Origin of the sequence: Bacillus sp. FJAT-44742, assembly GCF_002797315.1 — a bacterium.
GTDB classification, from domain to species: Bacteria; Bacillota; Bacilli; order Bacillales; family Marinococcaceae; genus Thalassorhabdus; species Thalassorhabdus alkalitolerans.
This window is the reverse complement of record NZ_KZ454936.1, coordinates 1,140,695-1,161,781: the sequence shown is the minus strand read 5'-3', so window position 1 is coordinate 1,161,781 and position 21,087 is coordinate 1,140,695. Positions and strand designations below refer to the sequence as shown.

At 39.9% G+C, this 21,087-nt stretch carries 19 protein-coding genes; 4 read left to right on the top strand and 15 right to left on the bottom strand.

Annotated elements, in window-relative coordinates; translation table 11 throughout:
* Positions 1-153: 153 nt before the first annotated feature.
* From CEF17_RS05855 to CEF17_RS05835, 5 genes are read right to left on the bottom strand one after another with little or no spacing between them, the layout of a single operon-like run.
* Positions 154-1,353, bottom strand: coding sequence for a thiolase family protein (locus tag CEF17_RS05855; RefSeq protein WP_198508896.1), 1,200 nt, complete (start codon positions 1,351-1,353; stop codon positions 154-156).
* Positions 1,337-3,400: a 3-hydroxyacyl-CoA dehydrogenase/enoyl-CoA hydratase family protein gene (locus tag CEF17_RS05850; protein ID WP_198508895.1), complete on the bottom strand. Its 2,064-nt coding sequence runs from the start codon at positions 3,398-3,400 to the stop codon at positions 1,337-1,339. Before CEF17_RS05850 ends, CEF17_RS05855 begins: the two co-directional genes overlap by 17 nt.
* A 36-nt stretch (positions 3,401-3,436) precedes the next feature.
* Complete coding sequence (locus CEF17_RS05845) at positions 3,437-4,543, bottom strand: cupin domain-containing protein (RefSeq protein WP_100398698.1); 1,107 nt, start codon at positions 4,541-4,543, stop codon at positions 3,437-3,439.
* A gap of 14 nt (positions 4,544-4,557) precedes the next feature.
* The gene (locus tag CEF17_RS05840; protein WP_100398697.1) at positions 4,558-5,055 is read right to left on the bottom strand and encodes a DinB family protein; all 498 of its coding nucleotides are present in this window, start codon (positions 5,053-5,055) and stop codon (positions 4,558-4,560) included.
* Between the two features lie 12 nt (positions 5,056-5,067).
* The gene (locus CEF17_RS05835; protein WP_100398696.1) at positions 5,068-6,003 is read right to left on the bottom strand and encodes a fumarylacetoacetate hydrolase family protein; all 936 of its coding nucleotides are present in this window, start codon (positions 6,001-6,003) and stop codon (positions 5,068-5,070) included.
* 159 nt (positions 6,004-6,162) lie between these two features.
* Between CEF17_RS05835 and CEF17_RS05830 the strand changes: the two genes are divergently transcribed.
* Entirely contained in the window at positions 6,163-6,933 is a 771-nt protein-coding gene (locus CEF17_RS05830; RefSeq protein WP_100398695.1) for an IclR family transcriptional regulator, read from the top strand.
* Positions 6,934-6,945: 12 nt separating this feature from the next.
* Positions 6,946-7,722, top strand: a complete 777-nt coding sequence (locus CEF17_RS05825) for an IclR family transcriptional regulator (protein WP_198508894.1) — start codon at positions 6,946-6,948, stop codon at positions 7,720-7,722.
* 49 nt (positions 7,723-7,771) lie between these two features.
* Here CEF17_RS05825 and CEF17_RS05820 read toward each other — a convergent pair whose 3' ends face one another.
* The 4 genes from CEF17_RS05820 to CEF17_RS05805 all read right to left on the bottom strand — a co-directional run bounded on the left by CEF17_RS05820 (position 7,772) and on the right by CEF17_RS05805 (position 11,297).
* Positions 7,772-8,341 (bottom strand): hypothetical protein, encoded by a 570-nt coding sequence (locus tag CEF17_RS05820; RefSeq protein ID WP_100398693.1) that lies wholly within the window; start codon positions 8,339-8,341, stop codon positions 7,772-7,774.
* An 18-nt stretch (positions 8,342-8,359) separates the two neighbouring features.
* Positions 8,360-9,586 carry an FAD-dependent monooxygenase gene (locus CEF17_RS05815; RefSeq protein WP_100398692.1) on the bottom strand — a complete coding sequence of 409 codons (1,227 nt, stop codon included), beginning with the start codon at positions 9,584-9,586 and terminating at the stop codon, positions 8,360-8,362.
* Positions 9,587-9,726: 140 nt separating this feature from the next.
* Complete coding sequence (locus CEF17_RS05810) at positions 9,727-10,131, bottom strand: acyl-CoA thioesterase (RefSeq protein ID WP_100398691.1); 405 nt, start codon at positions 10,129-10,131, stop codon at positions 9,727-9,729.
* Positions 10,132-10,655: 524 nt separating this feature from the next.
* A complete protein-coding gene (locus CEF17_RS05805; protein WP_100398690.1) occupies positions 10,656-11,297 on the bottom strand; it encodes an O-methyltransferase in 642 nt (213 codons plus the stop codon).
* Positions 11,298-11,779: 482 nt separating this feature from the next.
* On the opposite strand from CEF17_RS05805, the gene CEF17_RS05800 reads away from it, so the two are divergent.
* A complete protein-coding gene (locus CEF17_RS05800) occupies positions 11,780-13,111 on the top strand; it encodes a CitMHS family transporter (protein ID WP_100398689.1) in 1,332 nt (443 codons plus the stop codon).
* Between the two features lie 54 nt (positions 13,112-13,165).
* Here the strand turns inward: CEF17_RS05800 and CEF17_RS05795 are convergent, their stop codons facing one another.
* The 5 genes from CEF17_RS05795 to CEF17_RS05775 form a co-directional block, all read right to left on the bottom strand.
* Positions 13,166-13,885, bottom strand: coding sequence for a response regulator (locus CEF17_RS05795; RefSeq protein WP_100398688.1), 720 nt, complete (start codon positions 13,883-13,885; stop codon positions 13,166-13,168).
* Positions 13,866-15,548: an ATP-binding protein gene (locus tag CEF17_RS05790; RefSeq protein WP_232725423.1), complete on the bottom strand. Its 1,683-nt coding sequence runs from the start codon at positions 15,546-15,548 to the stop codon at positions 13,866-13,868. Before CEF17_RS05790 ends, CEF17_RS05795 begins: the two co-directional genes overlap by 20 nt.
* A 226-nt stretch (positions 15,549-15,774) precedes the next feature.
* The gene (locus tag CEF17_RS05785) at positions 15,775-16,062 is read right to left on the bottom strand and encodes a hypothetical protein (protein WP_100398687.1); all 288 of its coding nucleotides are present in this window, start codon (positions 16,060-16,062) and stop codon (positions 15,775-15,777) included.
* A gap of 118 nt (positions 16,063-16,180) precedes the next feature.
* The gene (locus CEF17_RS05780) at positions 16,181-16,486 is read right to left on the bottom strand and encodes a hypothetical protein (protein ID WP_100398686.1); all 306 of its coding nucleotides are present in this window, start codon (positions 16,484-16,486) and stop codon (positions 16,181-16,183) included.
* A 127-nt stretch (positions 16,487-16,613) separates the two neighbouring features.
* Entirely contained in the window at positions 16,614-17,915 is a 1,302-nt protein-coding gene (locus CEF17_RS05775; RefSeq protein ID WP_332835284.1) for an ArgE/DapE family deacylase, read from the bottom strand.
* A 348-nt stretch (positions 17,916-18,263) separates the two neighbouring features.
* Here CEF17_RS05775 and CEF17_RS05770 point away from each other — a divergent pair, with 348 nt between their 5' ends.
* Positions 18,264-18,491, top strand: coding sequence for a hypothetical protein (locus tag CEF17_RS05770; RefSeq protein ID WP_100398685.1), 228 nt, complete (start codon positions 18,264-18,266; stop codon positions 18,489-18,491).
* Positions 18,492-18,547: 56 nt separating this feature from the next.
* On the opposite strand, the gene CEF17_RS05765 is transcribed toward CEF17_RS05770, so the two are convergent.
* A complete protein-coding gene (locus CEF17_RS05765) occupies positions 18,548-21,043 on the bottom strand; it encodes a YhgE/Pip domain-containing protein (protein ID WP_198508893.1) in 2,496 nt (831 codons plus the stop codon).
* Positions 21,044-21,087 lie beyond the last annotated feature (44 nt).

Here is a 21,087-nt window from a genome sequence, read left to right as displayed (position 1 = left end):
CCTTTTGAAACCGCTTACTATCAGTATAAATAAATGCAGAAATTACTTTATACCTACTTTCTTGTATGTAGAACAACTGTGAATAATTTTAATTTTTTTTAAATGAAAAAGCTGTTGAGGGATCCCCAACAGCAATCTTACAACACCTTGTGACTACTCAATTTTTAAGATGATAGCAGCACCATTGTCCCCTGCGGCACACCCAGTCACTAATGCATACCCGCCGCCCTTTTCAACCGTTTCTTCAATGGCTTCTATTATAAGACGTCCGACTGTAGGTGCTTGAGGGTGGCCAAAAACTAAGGAGCTGCCGTAATTATTGAAGTCGTAAGCATCTATACCCAGGGCTTTCGCTAAATATAAATCATTAACTATGAATGGATTATGATTTTTTATTGTGGAAATTTCTTCTATTCCTATTTCAGCTTTTTCCAACGCCATTTTTACAGCAGGAACCGGAGCAGCTGGCATAGTTCCTTTATCCGCTCTGGCATACCCGTAAGAAACAACTTGAATAGAAACACTTGGATCTGTACTTAATCGTTCTGCATGCTCTTTAGTCGTTACAATAATACCAGCATTCCCATCTGCAGGGTGCGTCTGTCCGCCAAAAGAGACAATACCATTTTCCATAGTAGGATTCAGGCGACGCAGAGATTCTAATGAGGTCTCTGTCACCCCTTCATCTGTTTCTATCGTTTTTGATTGACGTTTCGTTACCGCAACCTCAATGGGTAACATATACCGCTTTTGAAAAGCACGATCATCTTTAAGCGCCTCTCTATATTGCTCATATCTTCGCCAGGTGAGTTCATCAGCTTCTTCTTTTCCAAACTCATTGTCCCTGGCTACTTTCTCAGCTGTCATCAGCATACCTTTACCAGTGGAAGGATCGGCTGCCATGTTGTCTAAATTCCAGTTCTCTGCTATAACCTGACCACCCGGCCCATTAGGATGAGGCCAAATCGTATGTGGTCCGTTTGAACATCTATCTGTTAATAAACAGTACCCTACCGACATATTCCCAACTTCTACAGAAGCTGCAGCATTATAAAGAGCAGTTGTTGATGTGGCACAGGCATGCATTAGCGTCTGTCCTGGTATATCGGGTGCCCCCATCAATGTAGAAGCCCAAGAAGCACCATAAAACACACTTTTTTGACCAACAGTTATGCCTAAATAAATATAATCTAACTCATTGTTAGGATCAATATTGCGCTGTTCAAACCATTTTTTACTACTTTTAGCCCCAAGTTCAAGGGAATTTTCATGTTGAAAGCTACCCTGCCATTTACAAAATGGTGTCGCATAATAACCCCCATAAGGGATAAATGCTTTATTTAACATGCTCATAATTATCAGACTCCCCTACAAACACAGGACGACTTCCCGTAAGAGAAGAAACCAATCCATTTAGTGCATCTTTTGTTTTAAAAATCGTTGTTAAATGATCAAGCTCAAGCTCGACCCCTTCATCAATTGTACACTTCGACTGTTCATTAATAAGCTGATTTATCAACTTTAAGGCAACGGGGCCTTTTTTGGAAAGAATTTTTGTCAGCTTATCTGCTAATGCTTCATCTACTGCATCTGGCTTTTCTCCGTTCAACATTTTTTGGACATTCTCATCTGAAAAAGCTTGAATATATTCATCATAGGAAGATGGAATTTCTCTTCTTATATATTTATCATCTTGTCTTTTTTCCGCTACTGTCTCAATTGTTTCTTCAAGATTCTCCGTGTTAGTTATTTTCGCTATAATTTTTAAGTTTTCCGCATCTTCAGCACGGATTGATTTTCCTGTCATAACATAATATTTTGTTAGTTCTTTACCAACATGATGATTCATTCGAAGCATCCCGCCAAGTCCTGGGTAAATCCCTAAACCGCTTTCAGGAAAGGCCATCGAACCCTGACTAGTTGCAACGATTTTCTGACAGGCCAATGCCAATTCACTGCCACCCCCAAGTGATAGTCCATCTAATACGGCAATGGTTACTTTTTCAGAGGTTTCTAATCTTCGTAACAGAGAATGACCTTTTCTAGTAAACTCCACGTTCTTTTCTATTTGATTGTTTTCAATACAGTCAATAAAGAATCGAATGTCAGCTCCAGCGATAAAGGCTTTTCCCGAGCCTTGTATAGCTATTCCCTTTACTTCCGCCTGCTTTTCTACTTTATCAAACTCTTGTTCTAATTGCTCAACAACTACTGGGTTTAACGCATTCATTGCTTCCGGACGGTTAATCGTTAGATAGGCTATTCCATTCTTTATCTCTGACTTAATAAATTGGAAGGTAAAAGGTTGGTCCTTTTCTGCCTGTTCTTTTAATAAGACTGGATTATGAAAACCAGGATAGCTGCCATTTAACTCTTTGACTAGCTTATAAGCTTCACGTACTCCAACCTTGTTCATTAATTCAAATGGACCTAGTTTCCACTTCAACCCCACTTTAGCGCCGATATCTGTATCTTCAATACTTGCTACTCCTTCTTCAACTTGCGCTGCCGCAATACCAAAAACAGTGGCATATAAGCGTTCTTGGATAGAAGGAAAGTCCTTTTCAATCACACTTCCACTAAGATCCCAAGTGTCATTTTTATTGACTTGTTCTTTTAATAATTCTGCAGGCTTATAAAATTCGCTAATTTCTTTCGCTAAATAGGAACAAGAATGCTCAGCAATTGGCAAGCCAGTAACATTCATCAATTCAAATGGTCCCATTCCAATTTCAAATGCTTCTTTTGCTGCTTCCTCAATTGTCGGAATGTTTGCTACTCCCTCTTCTACTAAACGAACAGATTCATTTAAGAATGGTACAAAATAGCGGTTAACAGCAAATCCTGGAGAATCTTTTACAAGAATGCACGTTTTGTTATGAAGCTTCCCAATTAACATTGTCGTTTTTATTGTATCTTCACTGGTTTGTTCGTGAGGAATCACCTCAACCAGCCTGTTTTTAGCCGGATGATAGAAATAGTGCATTCCTATTACTTTTTCAGGCCGGGATGTATACCCTGCAATATCTTTAACAAACAAACTTGAAGTATTCGTAGCAAATATAGTTTTGCTTTCACAAACTTTATCCAACTTCTCAAAAACGCTTCCTTTAATACTTAAATCCTCAAAGACTGCCTCTACCACTAAATCTGCATCCTTTAATGCTTCATAGGAAGAGGAAGCATGAACTCGATTCATAATCTCTGTTAATTGGTCATCACTAAATATCCCTCGATCTACCCCTTCTTGCAAGGTTTCCCTAATGATGTCTATCCCTCGTTGGACTTTTTCTTCATTTATATCTACTAAGGTAACATCCAGTCCCTCTTGGGCCATTTTTTGAGCAACCCCGGACCCCATGTTTCCGGCTCCTATCACACCCACTTTATAATTAGCCAAAACTATTTCCTCCCTTTATATAAAACCATTTTGTCCTTAACCATATGGTTGGAATGTTTTTTCAATAGCCTGTTTTTGGTCCGCTTCTTCTTCCCGTTGCCATGAAAAATGTTCCATTATAGGTGTATCATGAACAGAAAACAAATGGGAATGCCCATCTTCGAGATTCACATGTTCATGCCAACACCAGCTTGGAATGATAAAGAAATCTCCCTTCTCCCACTCAAATTTAACACCATCAATCACACTATAGCCTCGACCCTCATGAACATAATAAATCGACGAATTTGTGTGGCGGTGAGCTTGGGAGTGAAATCCTTTAGGCAGCCTTTGCATCCATGCAGCAATATTGGCGTTTGCCGTTTTTCCAGTCGAGGGATTAATAAATTCCACTGTGTAGCCATCATAGGCATCCGGTTCATATTCCATCATCCCGTTTAATGCACTTTCTGTCTGAGCCCACGTATAGGCTCCAACCGGAGCTTTTTTAGGTTGACGATCTGCTTTCGGTCGAACGAGTCCTCCTTGATACTGCTTACTGGAATAATTATCAGGGTGAGTGGCTTTCTCCAATCCATCAGGATGTCCTTCAAAGAAAGTCCCACCGGTCGAATAAACAAAAGGAATATCAAGAACATCCATCCAAAACATCGGTTCTGTACCTTCGTGACCGTGTCCATGCCACATTCCCTGGGGGGTGACTACAAAATCTCCTTCATTCATAAACATCCGTTCCCCGTTAATAACCGAGTAGGCACCTTCACCATCCATAATAAAACGCAAAGCACTCTGGGTATGCCGGTGGGAAGGTGCTTCTTCCCCTGGGAGAATTAGCTGAACTGCTGCGTACAAATTTTGTGTAGCAGCACCCCATCCCCATGGCTCCCGTTCTTTTAAACCAGGATTCTGAAGGTAAATTGCCCGTCTTTCGCCTCCTCGTTCAGGAGTGAATATCTCTTTTGCCTCCAAGAGGTATTCCTTCAAGGTAGACCATTTCCAAAGATAAGGAACAGCCAATGGCTTTGGTTCTTTAGAAACCAGTTCAGGTATTGCACTCCATAGCGGGCCAAGATGATCTTTTTCAATTTTATTATTGAAATCTTTTACAAGTTCACTTTCAAAAAAAGCTTGTTTTTCAGCCACTTCCGAATCCCCCTTTAATGTTCTTGTCTATTTTGATATTGTGTTATAATCCGTTGAAATTGATTCTTGTGAGTTTCCAGGTGTTCTACTAAAAAATGCTCTACAAGAAAAGACATAGGCTTTGTCCCAAACTTAGGGATATTGTGTTCTCTCTCTATATTCAACTCATGCTCTTTTACGTTTTGTAACCTATCAATTGTTGTTTTTTTCGTGTTATGGATACCATTGATGACCTCTTCTACCTGACGATCATCTGCAGCAGCGACTGCATCCAGACGGCCTTGATGCTGCATATTTCTTCCCCACTTTTCAGCGTGATGCTCCAGGACATTTTCAAGCTCTCCCGTAAAATATAGAGGGAATTCTTCTACATGGCAGAGAAGCTCCATAATGGACCACTCTTGGTCAGAAGGTTTCCATCGGATTTGCTCTTCTGGTAAGGAAGCAGACTCATCAATAAAGAATTGGAGCTGTCCTGCAATCTTATCTGCATATTCTTGTCCACTTTTCATGTATATCTCTCCTCACACTTGCCTTACTGTGTTTTCTAACGTCCCAATATTTCCAACATCGATTGTGACTACATCCCCGTCCTGAAGAAAAACTTGGGGATCACGAGCTACACCCACTCCCCCAGGTGTACCGGTACATATAACATCCCCCGGCTCAAGTGTCATGATCTCTGATAGAAATGCTACAAGGCGATTCACATTAAATACAAGGTTTTTCGTGTTAGATTGTTGTCTTACTTCCCCATTTACTTTAAGAGAAATATCTAGAGAGTCTGGGTCTGGAACTTCGTCTTTTGTGATCAGCCACGGTCCCATAGGAGCACTGCCATCCAGTCCTTTTCCTTGAAGCCATTGTAAGGTCCTCATTTGCAAATCTCTTGCACTTATGTCATTGACAATCGTGTAACCTGCTACATAATCAAGAGCATCCTCCTCTTTTACATCTTTTGCACGCTTCCCAATGACGAAAGAAAACTCTGCTTCATAGTCCAGCTTATTGGTAATAGACTTTAAGGGGATGTCATCCTCCGGCCCGATGATAGCGTTTGCAAACTTAGCAAAAATCACCGGATGTGTCGGCAGTTCCCGACCCATTTCACGAATATGTTCTTGATAGTTATGTCCTACACAGATAATCTTGCTTGGATTTTGCACCGGCGCTTCTATCCTTACTTCTTCTTTTGAAAGAACCCATTCTTTTTTTTCTTCCTGAGAGGCATTATTTTCTATATACTCTACTGCTTTACGTGCCAAAGACATGCTTTTTTCACCGCCCTGCAGAAAGCCAACTCCTTTTGAGGGTACTTCTGCTTCTGCCAGCAATCCCGCCCGTAGTTCTCCTTTATCCTTCAAATAGGACACATAAGCTCCATGTAAATCAATGACCTTATTTTCTTTAATACATGCAAGTCTTGACTCATTTCCTCGTTTGTAATGGATCAATTTCATCATCAATCACCTCGGTAATAGTGTAATAGACAAGTAACTCTGTCTAATCTTTTCTTTTATCTACTACTATTCTAGGAACTTTTTTCGTCGAAACCCACCTTGCTTTTCTTTTATATGGAACGTATGATGGAAAAAACATAAAAAGTTTGGAGTGGAAACATGACCAATCGTTACACCAGCCTTGAAAATGCTGTTCGCATTTTAAAAAGCTTTTCTGATCGCCAGCCTGAGTACGGTGTAAGTGAACTGTCTGAAAAATTACAGTTAGGTGTCAGTACTACCCACCGTTTACTCACTTCGCTCGCTGAAGAGGGCTTTGTGGTAAAAAATAAAGAAACCAATAAATACACACTTGGTTTATCTATTTTACAACTGACAAACACAGTAACAGAACAAATGCACATCATTCGGGAATCTTTTCCCATACTTCAACAATTAACGAATAAGACTGGAGAAAGTTCACAGATTAATATCATTGACAGTACGGAGGTTTTTTGTCTTCAAAAAGTAGAAAGCCCCCATGATCACTCACTTGAGTTCCATTTAGGTAAAAGAGCCCCCGTACATTGTACTAGTGCTGGTCAAACTATTTTAGCTTATCAATCCGAACAAGAGATTCAACAATTTTTGTCACCACCGTTAGAATCATTTACTCGATTTACTCTTACCGAACCCAATCAAATAAAAGCAAAATTGGCACAAATAAAAAAAGACGGATATGCAGTGTCGAATCAGGAATATGAAGACAATGTATTTACCGTTAGTGCTCCTGTATATAATAAAAACAATACTGTAGTTGCCTCCATAACCATTGTTGGGCCAGCACAACGGATGAAACCACGAAAAAAATTGCTTATAGAAAATACAATAACAGCTGTCCAAACCTTGTCTTCCATAATTAAGAAAAGACAATCAGCAAGTTTTAAGTAAAGGATGATAGGTATGTCCTCAGAAAAATATCGTCTTTCTTCGGTCACTAACGCCATGAAAATTCTAAATATATTTAAAATCAATAAAAACAAGGAACTAAGTGTTACTGACATTGCAAGCCAAACGAATATACCAAAAAGCTCAGCTCATCGGTTAATTACAACGTTAAGAAAAGAAGGATTCCTATCTCAAAACCCTCGCACAGGAAAATATCGTTTAGGCTTAGCCTTGCTTACACTCGGTGGTGTTATTTCTGTTCACAAAGAAATTTACCGGGAGGCGTTCCCTTATGTAGAACAGCTTGTTCGGAAGATAGATGAAACTTGCCATATTTGCCTTCTTGAAGAGCAGCATGTGGTGTATTATTACCGGGTACATCGGAAAGCCCCTGAACATCTTGTCACCCAAGAAGGACGAAAAAGTCCGGTTCATTGTACAAGCGAGGGGCTGTTATTGCTTGCATTTCAAGAGAGCTCTTATCAAGAACGTGTTCTATCTGAACCACTCTATCGTTTCACCCCTTACACCATCACAGACCCCGAACAAATCCGTTCTAGGCTTTCAACGATAGCAGCAGAAGGCGTTGCTATTAGTGAAGGGGAATACTTTGAAGGATACACCAGTATCTCCGTCCCTATCAGGGATTATTCTTATAATGTTGTTTCTTCATTAACACTGGTTTCTCAAACAAAACGTCTGAAACAAAAACAGTACTCCTATTATGTCAAACAATTAAGGTTAACAGCCTATGAAATTTCAGAAGCTTTAGGATATTATGGTAATCTATGAAAAAATGACTGATTTCACAAGTTTCACTTTTGAAATCAGTCATCCTTATCTAACAAATTAAAAACTTACTTCCACTAGGACCAATAGGGAAATATCCCGCTTCCAAAATCGTAATAATAGAAGTAAAAGGGTTTTCGGTCCATCCATTTCTATCAGATAACGCTTCCCAAATGCATGCCAACACACTAACATACATCACGTGCGTAGAGACAAAAGCGACGGTTTTTTCATCTTTAAAAACTGTAAATGCTTTATCAAACGCTTTTACGTAGACAAGTTCAGGCATATGGTATACAAGATCATCAATAATATCCATTCTGCCAGTCCATTTACTTTCTTCGGCTATACGGTCCGGCAGGTGATATAACACCTCCCAAACGTCACTTCCTGTGACATTGAATGTACTAATGGTTTCGGGTAAATCCTTCAAACTGACCCACTCTATGTTTAGTTGCTTCACATTTAATAACTTCGTAAACTGGTTTATCTCTCTTTCCACATCGGCATTTGGGTAGCCGACGGCTGAAAACCAGTTTATACGATAAATTCGGTCAACCAGCTCGGCGGCTTGCTCACTTTTTGGACTAAAGCCATAGGTTTCTTTTTTCACCGTCTGCAACAATTATCATCCTTTCACTTAATATTTTGTTGTTAATTCTGGCGGCCCGAACTTTGGCCCGTAAGGTCCCTCATCCAACCACCTGCCAAGCTTCGGAGCTACTGCAGTTAAGGATGCTGCTACCTCTCTTTTTAAATTCATTTCTGGTGAGTCTCCTTGTAAATGATGAAGAGCTGTAGAAGAGCCGTCCCTGTTCCATTTTGCAGCAATTCTACGCTCAATAGCTGATGCATCAATAGATTTTAGTCTTGCTTGCTCCTGGTTTTCTTCCTTTAAAGCCTGAGTAATCCCTCTTACCGCTATCAGGGCATCAGGAACCCCTGAATTTAAACCCCTTGCTCCAAATGGGGCAAATAAATGTGCCGCTTCTCCTGCAAGTAAGACACGGCGATGTTCATCAGTAAATGAATCAACAACAACTTGATTAAAGCGGTAGGAAGAGACCCATGTAATTCGCTCTGCGTATTTTGGATCCATGACTTTAGGAAGCCATTTTTTAACTCCCTCAATTTCTGTAAATTCTTCTGAATCATCTTCTGGAAGTAATTGAAGATCTACCCTCCAGCCACCTTTAAATGGTACATGCATCACATTACGACCACCCATAGCGGGGTGCTGATAATGAAAAATACGTTCTAGTGGCAAAGGATTATCCTGGTCTTCTTCAATATCTACTACGAGGAATGTATCTGCTGTACGTGGACCTTCAAACTTCAGGCCTGTAGACTGGCGGATCACAGAGCGAGCACCATCTGCACCGATACAATATTTCGCATTCCATTCTTCTCCATCCGCAGTAATCAGCTTGACACCTTCCTTGGAAGTTTGACAGGTTTCAATAGGTGCTCCCCATTTAAATTCTACTCCCGCTTCGATACATGCATTATAAATATGTTTTTCAATTTGATCTTGGTGTAAAGCTGTAAAAGGAGGTAGCTTGTCCGAATCTTTCGTATTTGTAACTCCGTAATTTTTCTTGTATACTTCCTTGCCCTTATAAAGAGTTCTCTTTACCGGCCATACTATTCCGTTACGAGCTAATGTGAAACCAAGTCCGGAGGATGTTTTTTCCAATAGTTCTAAACTATGGTTATGAAGATAAATTGCTCTACTCCCAGGCCGTGGATGCCCTAACGGATCCGCTTCTAGTACTACTGATGAAATCCCCTGTTTTTTTAAAGCGAGAGCTGCCGTCAAACCTACAGGCCCAGCTCCAGCTACAATCACATCTCTATGGTTGCTCATCTTTTTCTCCCCTTTACCGACTAATTGTAATCGCTTTCTACTACCAGTGTAATCATAATAAAAACGTTCGTCTTACTGTTTTTCTGCTATGTGGGATGCTAGCATTTTTCTTCTTTAGAAAAGCAAAACGATGAAGATTTTCACTGCGTGGTCAGAGCTTCTTTAATGAAGTCCGGCACTGGCACAGCTTTCATCTGATCGTTTTCCACTGTGGTCCATGCTCTCTTTTCATATCCAATGGCAATAACGGAATTTTCTTTTATAAATTCATGACGAAATCTAAGTACCTTCCTATTTATCTCTTCGATAAAGGTAATGACCTGCACCTTGTCATTATGCTTTAATGGAGCTTTAAATGTGCAGGAAGCTTCGAGTAAGGGGAGTTGGATCTTGTAATTTTTTTGCAGAGCAGGAGTTGAATAACCAGCTGCTTCAAAAAATTCATGCGTTGCTTCATCCATCCATTTATAAAAGTTAGGATAATACACAATAGTTGCTGCATCGGTGTCGCCCCACCGTACTTTAATATGGTAAGTATTCTTCATGTTTCTCATCCTCTCTCTTGTGTTAACTTGATGTTATCTTTATTTTTACTGTCACTGATATGTACATTTTCTTTTATACGAAATCATTAAAAAATTAACACTTCATTTACAAATCCACCAAACTTTTATTCTATTGCCTTTAGCTATTAGGGTCACTAAACATGATGAACAAAAAGAAATGTGTTAAAGGTGAATCTTAATTTTTTAAAGTTACTTGTTTGAAATTAAAAAAGCAAAACGCCTTATAAAAACGTTGTTAATGGTAATAAAGTGAAGCATGGATGGATGGTACAAGTGCTCATCTTTTAACGAAAATCAAAACCAAAATGTAACAAAGTCAATAAAAAAAACCACCAAAATTAATCTGGTGGTTGATCTTTTGTTAAGGGTGTAATATATTATTTGTCCTTTGCCTTGGGCTTAAGTGAATAGCATACTTTATACTGTTCAAGAGCCATAGTACTCTCTGAATTCAAAAGCTAAAATTAAGTAATTCTTTTTTCCGTCTCAAAAAGGAGGGTATTTTAATAATCCTTTACTCTTGAAACAGTGAGCCCATCCCCAAGTGGAATAAGTAGGGACTCTAACGAAGGATGTTCAGCTACGGTTTGATTAAATTGCTTCATTACTTCGGTGTACCGTCTAGGATTCACACTAGGGTCTGCGACACTGCCGCCTGCAAGGACATTATCTGTCACAATATATGCCCCAGGTTCTGCTAGCCTTAGGCTGTAATCTAAATAATTTTTGTAATTTTCTTTGTCAGCATCTATAAAGAAAAAATCAAATTTTTCATTTTCTTTTACAAGCTGTTCAAGACTTTCCAACGCTTCCCCTGTCATATATGTAACCTGGTCTCCAAAGCCGGCTTTAGTAAGGTTACTTTGTGCCAGTTTTGCATATTTTTCCTCTAGCTCCAGAGATATCAATGTTCCTTTTGTGCTAAAACCCCTTGCAAGGCAAATACCGCTGTATCCTCCAAGAGCCCCTATTTCCAAAACTTTTTTAGCGCCAGCCATTGTAATGAGCATTGTAAGAAACTTACCAGAGGCGGCAGAGACAGAAATGGCAGGCATGCCGTTATCTTTTATGGATGAAATCACTTCCTCAAGCAAAGGATCCTCGGTAAGAAATAATGACTCAATATAATCGTTAATTCTGTTCATACTATCCATTTCCTTTCCTGCTTTCCCTCTTTTACAGCTACCTTTCAATCCAAATCATTTGACTACATTCTTTGATTACCATATCAATGGCTTATCGTTCTCAACTAACACTTGATGAATAGACTGAAATTCTGGTGTGAACTCTGTAACAGTTTAAATGTATACAAAAGTATAAAAAACGTCAACATAATTGAAAATGATTTTCAATTAATCAAATGTATTTCAATATTATAAGTCTTCCATCCGACTGAGCGTAGTAATTGGTCATTTGGAAGCTTATCCCTCCCTGCGAACAATATGAACAAAATAAACAATATGCTATTATTATCTCTTATTTTTCTTAGATACATAATCTATTCTCTCATTGTACTGTCATGATAAATTGTTATACATATCAGAAACTTCGAAAAAAGTGAATATTCCTTGTTTATCTGAAAGCGTTTTCTTAAAATTTTAGTAAGTTTTGAAAGGAGAAAAATTATATGTTAAGCATCATTGGATTTGCTACAATAATCACAATCGTTGCCTTACTTCTTAAAGGGAAAGTATCACCAATCATTGCTTTAGTAATGGTTCCGATCATTGGAGCCCTGTTTGCCGGGTTTGGGATCGTTGAAATTGGAGAATTCTTTAGTGAAGGAATTGACAGCGTTATTAACGTCGTTATCATGTTTATTTTTGCTATTCTCTTTTTTGGAATAATGCAAGACGCTGGATTGTTTGACCCTTTTATAAATAAGATGATTGCAATCTCAAAAGGAAATGTAATTGCGGTGGCTGTCGGAACCGTTATCATAGCTGCTGTCGCCCATTTGGACGGTTCAGGAGCCTCTACATTTCTTATTACCATTCCTGCATTGCTCCCTTTGTACAAACGTCTGAAAATGAGCCCGTACCTCCTTCTCTTATTGGTAGGTACAGCAGCCAGTATTTTAAATATGCTCCCTTGGGCTGGTCCCCTGGGCCGTACGAGTGCTGTACTCGGAATGGATCCTACTGAATTATGGAGACCCCTCATTCCGTTGCAGGGAATTGCTCTTGTGCTGTTGATAGGAATGGCTGTAATTTTAGGAATTCGTGAAAAGCGTCGCATTGCTAAACTTAGTGAAACCGAGTCAGCTCATTTAGAAGCAGCGTCTGCCCAAGAAGCGGCCGACATTAATGAGCCTGCGGAAGAAAAAACAAACGAGTGGGCACGTCCGAAACTAATCTGGTTAAACCTTTTACTTACATTAGGCATGATCGCAGCACTGGTCTGGGGAGAAATTCCAGCAGGTTTTGTCTTTATGATCGCTTTAAGTATTGCTCTGCCGCTTAATTACCCGAAAGTAAGCGATCAGATGGATCGCATAAGAGCACATGCACCAAATGCTCTTCTCATGGCAAGCATTATCCTAGCTGCAGGCTCTTTCCTGGGAATATTAGGAGGGACCGGGATGCTGGATTCAATTGCTGTCGACATGGTAGCTATTTTACCAGCGTTTATCGTTCCTTATCTACATCTTGTCATTGGAGCGTTTGGTGTTCCTTTTGAATTGATTCTAAACACTGATGCCTACTATTTCGCACTCCTTCCAGTGGTGGAACAAATTGTGACAGGTTACGGTGTAGACACTTTTTCTGCTGCTTATGCCATGATTATTGGAAATATCATTGGAACATTTGTAAGTCCTTTTGCCCCTGCCCTGTGGCTTGCTCTCGGGCTTGCCGGCTGTGAAATGGGGAAACATATCAGGTATTCTATATTCTGGGTGTGGGGCTTCAGCCTGGTCTTAATGGCCGCAGCTATCATGATTGGTATCATTTCTATATAAGGTAAAAAAACGCCCTGCAAAAGTTGCGGGGCGTTTTTCACTCTCCTTATTTGTTTAGGTTTTAATGTACCTTCTTTCTGGTCTTCCTACCTCCCCATAAATTAACTCCGTTTTTGCGCGATTTGTTACAACCAAGTACTCTAAATATCTTCTGGCCGTCGATCGGCTTGTTCCAATATGTTGACCTACTTGCACAGCTGTACATCCATTGTTTCTGCTCTCTTCAAGGACTACATCCACTTTTTCCAAGGTCAAGGGGTCAATTCCTTTGGGAAGCTTTCCGTCTCCACCTTCTCTCTCTTCAGGTGAAGCCTTTATTCCTCTTATCGCATCCAGCTCTTCTTGTGTGATTTCCTGTTTCCTATCAAGTAGTTTCTGCTTTTCAACGTACCGTTCAAAGGTCTGGCTGAGCCGGTTAAAATCAACTGGCTTAATAATGTAATCAAAGATTCCCCCTAGCATTGTCTGTTTAATTGTATCTGCTTCTTTGGCTGCCGTTACCATTATTATTTCAATGCCGGCGTATTGTTTCCTAATCTTCCACATCAATTCCAATCCCTCTACATCAGGTATATAAACATCCAATAATATTATATCAGGGAGCACACTTGTTTCTTCCAGATACTCTAGTGTTTCTTTTCCGGTATTTGCAATGCCGGCCACCTGAAATCCTGAGATCTTTTCCACGAACTGTTTATTTATATTGGCTACACGAAAGTCATCCTCAATGATAAATACATTGTATATATTCTTCTTAGTAAATGAGTTGCTCATATTGACCACCCTCTGCTTTCAACTCTTTAGGGACTGTAAAAATAAAACAGGCACCACCCAGCTCACTCGTCTCTAAAGCTAATTCTCCCCCTGCTTCTTCCAAAATCTGCTGTACTAAGGCGAGGCCTATTCCCCTGTGAGTACCTTCCTTCGTGGTAAATCCTTTCTGAAAAACCTTTTCTATATGCTTTTTTGCAATACCCGGGCCGCTGTCTTCAATTTCAAAAAGAATGTCATGGCCCATATCAGTAAAAAACACATGGATAACAGGGTCATTTTCTCCTTCTAACACAGCATCAAATGCATTTTCAAACAAATTCCCGATCACTGTTACTAATCCGTCTCTTTGTTTTTCTGTAAGCTGTGTTACTAATTCACTGTGTGGATGAATTTCCGTTTTAATACCCAGTTCATGGGCTCGATTTAATTTACCTAATAAAACAGCACTTACATAGGAATCACTGACATTGCGAATGAAGAAATGAATCCATTCTTGCTGCTCTTTGCTCTCTTTGTTTATATATTCAACAGCTTTTTTTGTTTGATTCAGCTGAAGGAAGCCTGATATTGTATTTAATTTATTTGAAAACTCATGGGTTTGAACACGCAGTGCTTCTGAATATTGTTTAACGTTTGAAAGCTCTTCAGCCAGCTTTTCCACTTCCGTACGATTTCGGAAGGTTGACACAGCCCCCATTAATCTATTTTCATAGTATATGGGAACTCTGTTAACGATAAAGCGCTCTTCATTGACCCACAATTCTTTATTAAATTGTCTCTCCCCCGTTTCCAAAACCTCTGCCAGTTGAGTGTGAGGGATTACGTCTTCTATATATTTTCCAACGACCTTATCACTTTCCACCTGAAGCACTTTTCCCGCCTGGTTATTACACATCGTAACGATACCCCGGCGGTCTACAGCAATCATCGCTTCGTGAATCGATTGGAATACGGATTCTCTTTCCTGGAAAAGACGTCCAATTTCTTCTGGTTCCAGACCCAAGATTGACCTTTTCACGTGAAGTGAAATTAAAGTAGCGCCAATGATTCCAATTAGCATAAAAAGAAAAATCCAATACCACGTCTCTGTTACATAGTTTCCGATCGTCATTTCAACGTCGTCAAGTAAAAAACCAACAGAAACGACACCGATTATTTCACCCTCAGCCGTAATGATAGGGGCTTTCCCACGGATCGAGGGGCCTAGAGAGCCTGTTGCTTCAGAAACATAAGACTCACCAGAGTATAGAGCCCGGTCATTATCATCACCTACCATTGTCTGGCCAATTCGATCTTCATTAGGATGAGAATATCGTTCTCCATCTCTATTTCCAACAACAATGAATTCAGAATCTGTCTGAGTGCGTATGGCCTCTGCAATCGGTTGAATCACTTCGGAAGGAGAAGATAATGAGAACGCTTCCTGAACTTCTGGGATTTCTGCCACAGATTGAGCCACACTCAGCGCTCGAATGCCCATTTGCTCTGACACCGTATCTGAGTGTTTTGCATTTGTGTAAAATCCTAAAATGACCAGCATGAAGATGATCAAGGAGCAGATTAATACAATCATTTTCTTTAATAACGTAAACCGGTAGGCAGGGATTCTATTAGTAAAAGGTATTCTTTTATTTACCTGGTGCATAACCTGATCCTTTCTCATTCTAATAAGGTTCCGAGATTTATTTTACTACATTTTGCTGTTAGAAGAGTGATGTTCTTGTACAGTTATTTGCTATGACCCAAAATAAAAAGACCTACGCCGCTGTCACAGCACCTCAGGTCTATAAAACAAATCCTTGCTTATGTTATTTCCTTTTCTTATCTTCCTGTGAAATAAACCCAGCTGCCGGTGTTCCGCTTTTTCCATTGATTTTGGTAAAGAAGGATTATTTATGCAAGTTCCCGCTAAATAACTCAACTTGTATAGTCTCACCGTCTTCATTCGTGTATTCGTAATCAACGGATGCAAACCTATCCTTTCTTGCACTCCCCGCATCAATAACAACAGAAAAACCAGTTATATTTGGAAGAGTAGAAGGATCCATGTATCGTTTAAAGGAAAACACAAAAGACGCTATTGCACTTTTTTTGCGCTCAACATACCACCATTCATCTCCAAGTGGGTAAAACTTTGGACGGTGTTTTTCAAAAAAGCGAAGGATAGTCTTTTCCATAATAATCCCTCCTTATTGTGTTGAATAAGGGCCTTATCAGATGGAAGAATTGGTTTCATCGTGCGTTTTTTAAATTTAGAGTAAGAGAAAATTTTGTTTGTAAAACAGAGGAAGTTGCTTACGGGCCTTCAATGACCTGATTAGCGTCTGGATAATAATTCGCAGTATAGACTTTTCTTTTTTTGTCCTGATGTATGATTTCAATTTGATAATCGTTTCCACCCATTTCAATACTGTAACGAGGATATTCTGGAAGAGGGTCGAGAGTCATAAACTCGATTTGTCCGGGGATCAGCTTTCCCTTACCTAAGGGGTAGGTGACACTCATTGCTTGCTGCATTCTTGGACGAACTCTGCGTGGTTTTGTTCTCCGCACCACTTGTACTTCATATAATAACTCTCCATTCTTAAAGAGATTGATCACATCTTTACCTCCTTCCGTTTCTTCCATTATACGGGTTATATGAAAATAATTACAAGTTGTAAGGTGATAAATAGATAAGCATTCACAGAAGCAAGAACAAGTAGAAAGCTGGATACATAAATGCCCTTCACACCTGTTTATTTTCTTTTTCTGCATTGCACCAATGAGTGAGAAAGCGGGAATATACTTTTGTCACTTCTTTCATGCTTCTCAGATCCACCCACTCATTACTACCATGCATATTGCCTCCGGCAGGACCGTAACATGTGGCTGGAGTTCCAAAATATAAATTAAACAACCTTATATCGGTTGTACAAGTGATAGAGGTTGTTTCAAAAGGTGTGTGGGAAGTCTCTTCGTGGCTTTTTCTTAACACTTCAAACAATTCCGAGGATTGATCGAGTGATACACCATCAGCATGGAAGCCGTAAAAGGTTATCTCCGGTGGATTTTTTTTCAGCCAGCTGTCTTTTGCGGCGGCTTCCAGCAGCCATTTCTTAACTTCTTTTTTTATATCAGCCGGGTTTTCATCAGGGTAAAAACCTACCCTGGCTTCTATTACACATTCAGAGGGCACACTTGAAGGCCAGTCACCTGAATGAAATGTTCCGACGTTAACATTCAAGGGATGAGGATGATCCTTATAATCTTTATGTTTACGTCGATTATTTATATAGTTTCTGTATGTTTCAAATGCTTTGATCATTACATATCCCTTTTCGATGGCATTCACAGCCTGGTAGGCTCTTTCGGTGTGGGCACCTGAACCTTTTACTTTTACTCGAAGCCAAATTACTCCAATTTGTGAAATAACAGCCTTTTGAGCAAAGGGTTCCGGAATAAGAGCTCCGTCTGCCTTGTATCCTCTCATTAAGGCTGCCAGTGCCCCATTTCCTGTGCACTCCTCTTCTATTACCGTTTGAAAACTCAGGTCTGCTCCAAGCTCATAACCCGCTTCTTTTACCGCTCTGTAGGCAAAGATCATAGCAGCAATTCCTGATTTCATATCCTGTATTCCCCGGCCATACATTTTGTCCCCGACAATGGTTGCTCCCCACGGATCATAATCCCAGGCTGAAGAAGGTTCAGGACTGACTACGTCTACATGCCCTTGAAGTATTAAACTTTTCCCTGTCTTCTTCCCTTTTCTTTTTTTGCTGCCTATCACTATCGGCCGCCCATCATAAGACCACTCCGGCACAGAAAAAGCAGGATGAACAGAAAGCTCCTTAACGTCAGGGACAAATGAATCCACCTCAAGCTTCAGTTCATCTTTAAAATAATTTATGAAAAATGATTGCAAGGCTCCTTCATTCCCTAAAGTGCTTGGAAAACGGCCTATATGCTGAAGAAATCTGACCTCCTCTTCCCATAGATCATCAACCTTCTCATAGATCTCTTGCATCATCTTATTTTTACCGTGATTCACTAAATCTCCTCCTTCATCTATAAGACTGGCAGAAGAATTTTTTTCATGCTTGTCACCTATCTTCTTCTAAAAAACCCTCCTCTCTGTCCCCTGCTTTCTTAGAGAGGATACTTGTTTCTATCAAAGGATAAATGTGATAGAGTGGCACTAGCTTTTTTAATGAAATGTAGTTGCTCCCAGGTTTGATCTCAGGGTTTTCACGCTGCTATCATTTTCTTCTTACTAAATATCATACTTTTGCATTTATATATGTATGCTTGGGTGATGTGTTTTTTATTTCCAACATTCCCCACACACCCTTGAATTTGTAAATTTCTGCCTAAATACTTTGAAAGGAGGAATAGTAATATGGAAACAAACTCCAGCCAAAAAGGCCTTGCTGTTATGGCCGTTATTTTAAGTGTACTCTCTCTTGTTATTCCCGTGGTGTTTGCTGTCATTTCAGCTGTTCTTGCCCTTTTTATTACTTGGAAAATTAACGACCCTGCTCAGTACAACTTAAAAATTATTGCAAGATGTCTTGCTGTCTTGGGATTGATTATTAGTGCTATCTACTTCTTTTTAACTTTTATGTAAATAGTCAATATAAAAGGTAGAATATCAATTATGTAAAAAAATAAAGCTGCCCTGAATCAGGCAGCTCTATCAAATGATTTATCTCCATGAGGCAAAAATGGCAAGCAAAGTTTTTTGTATTTTACTAGGTAAAAGAAGGTGGAAGCAAGAAGAACAGCTCCCATCATTATAGATAGCCTCCAGACGCTTTCTACTAGTAGCGGAGTAGAATCCATAAAGATTGACGCTCGAAACCCCAGTACCGAATAGGTCATGGGAAGCCACCCGTGAAGACTCTGCAAGGGAGAGGCAAGCAGTTCATCTGGAAAGCTCCCTGCGCTTCCGCCAAGCTGAAGAATCAGGAGAATGATAGCTATAAAACGACCTGGGTTATCCAATATACCCACGAGACAAAAGACGATCGAAACAAATACAATACTTGTAAAAAGGCTAAATAAAATAAACCCAGCAGTATTTTCAACAGACAGGCCAATAATAAAAAGCAAGAATCCAGCCATTAGCATAGATTGTAAAATACTGACTGTTACAGCAACTCCAAACTTCCCGCGAAACCACTGCCAGCCATTTTCATGAGCAGCCAGCGGGGTACGAAAAGGGTAAATAATAGAAAGTGTGAGACCGCCCACATACAGGCCAATCGACAAAAAGTAAGGAGTGAGACCTTCTCCATAAGAATAATCAGCAGCTGGAGATGGGCTTTTTGACTGGACAGGATTTGCAAACATTTTTTCCTGGTTTTCAGAAGGTGTATAATCCATCAACGTGTCACTTAACTTTGTTAAGCTGGCACTTAAATCTTCAGAACCCTCACTTAACTCATTGAGACCCTCTGCAAGTTCAAAGCCACCCTCTTCTGCCTCCCCAAGCCCGTTCGATAGCTCTGCTGAACCTGCCTCAAGAGCCTGTAAACCATTATTTAAAGCCTTTATTCCTTCATACGCCTCTTCTTCCGCTACAACAGCCCCTTCATAAAAGGATTCAATATCTAACAACCCATGGTGCACATCATAAAGCACTTCCAGCACTGTATCATTCATGACCTCCAATTCTTCTTCCATCTGGCCCTCATTTAAACTGCGGGGCAGTGAAGATTGAGCTGATTGAATAACTCCCTGGATATCTTCAAGGTATAAAATAAGTTCATCACTCATTTGCTGGATTTCATTATTAATATGACTGATCGTATTACGGTACTCAGCGGCATCCTCTTCAAGTGAAGCTAATACTTGATGTACTTCTTCCTGTTTTGCCCCCATGTCTTCATCAATCTCACGCACCTGATCCTGTAGCGATTGGAACGCCTGCTGTATTTCCTCTCCCTCATTTTCAGGAAAAAGCATGCTAATATTGTTGTACCATGCCGTTAAATCCTCGCTTTCTCTCCATTCCGGGTACTCCTCATCCAGTAGAGATGGTAACTCTTTCAGCAGATAATGAATATCTTCCAGTGCATTCAGTGGGTCCTCTATCTTCCCTTCAATCTTTTTAGTAGACTCCTCCCATTCTAGTAGTGCTGTCGAGATTTCATCAATTGAGGTAGTAAGACTGGACGCATGACCTTCCATGGTATAAAGTACCTTATCTATCTCCTCATAAATCTCCTCTGTCCTTTGCTGAACCTCGCTTGCCTTTACAGTGATATCATAAATAGAGTCGTCAGCCTGTGAAAGGAGACCATGGATCTCCCCAAGGTGATTGTTTACCTTTTCAAAGGAGTCATCTATTTCTTCAGCATCTGAGTCTTCAAGCAGAATTATCCCTTTTTCTATTTTCTCTGCTGCTAATTCAAATACTTCTTTTATTTCTTTTCCTTCTTCTGATTGATGGAGGTAGTGATGCACCTCCTCTGCTCCAGCCAGAAGCTGATTACTTCCTGAAGCTGCTTCATAAACTCCCTTATCGACCTCTTCTGAACCTTTCGTCAGAGAAACCAAGCCCTCATTTAGTATTCTTATATTTTCTTCGGCTTTTTGGTTCCCTTCCGCAACATCAAGTGATCCTTTTTGTAAGGCAGAAACAGCTTGAGTAAGCTCACTAAAAGCATCGTTTGCAATTTCAACATAGGCTGCTGTTAAGGCTCCAGACAATTCATGCTCAATTTCTTTAATAGCAGTTTCGGCAATTTGAGAAGATACATAGTTATAATCTTCATTAATATCATAATAAATGTTTGCCTGGGTTGGGTATGGTTCTGTAAGCGAGCCAATTTCTTGAGAAAATGCTTTCGGTATTTCCACGTAAAAATAATAGGAATGGTCTTTTAATCCTCTTTGGGCCTCTTCCTTTGATACAAACTCAAAGGCAAGAGAAGGATCCTTGGATAATTCTTTAACGAAATCATTCCCAGCTTCTATTCTTTCTCCGTTCACCTCCGCCCCTGTGTCCTCATTAACAACAGCTACAGGTAAATTTTCTATTTGACCATATGGATCCCAAAACGACCAAATGAGAAGCCCTCCATATAACAAAGGCATTAGAATAATACCAATGATTGCAATAAACAATTTCTTAGATGTAATGATGCCTTTGAGTTCGCCAGTGTACCCTTTCATAATTCCCCACTCCATTTTTGACCATTTTATTCAAATAGTCATTT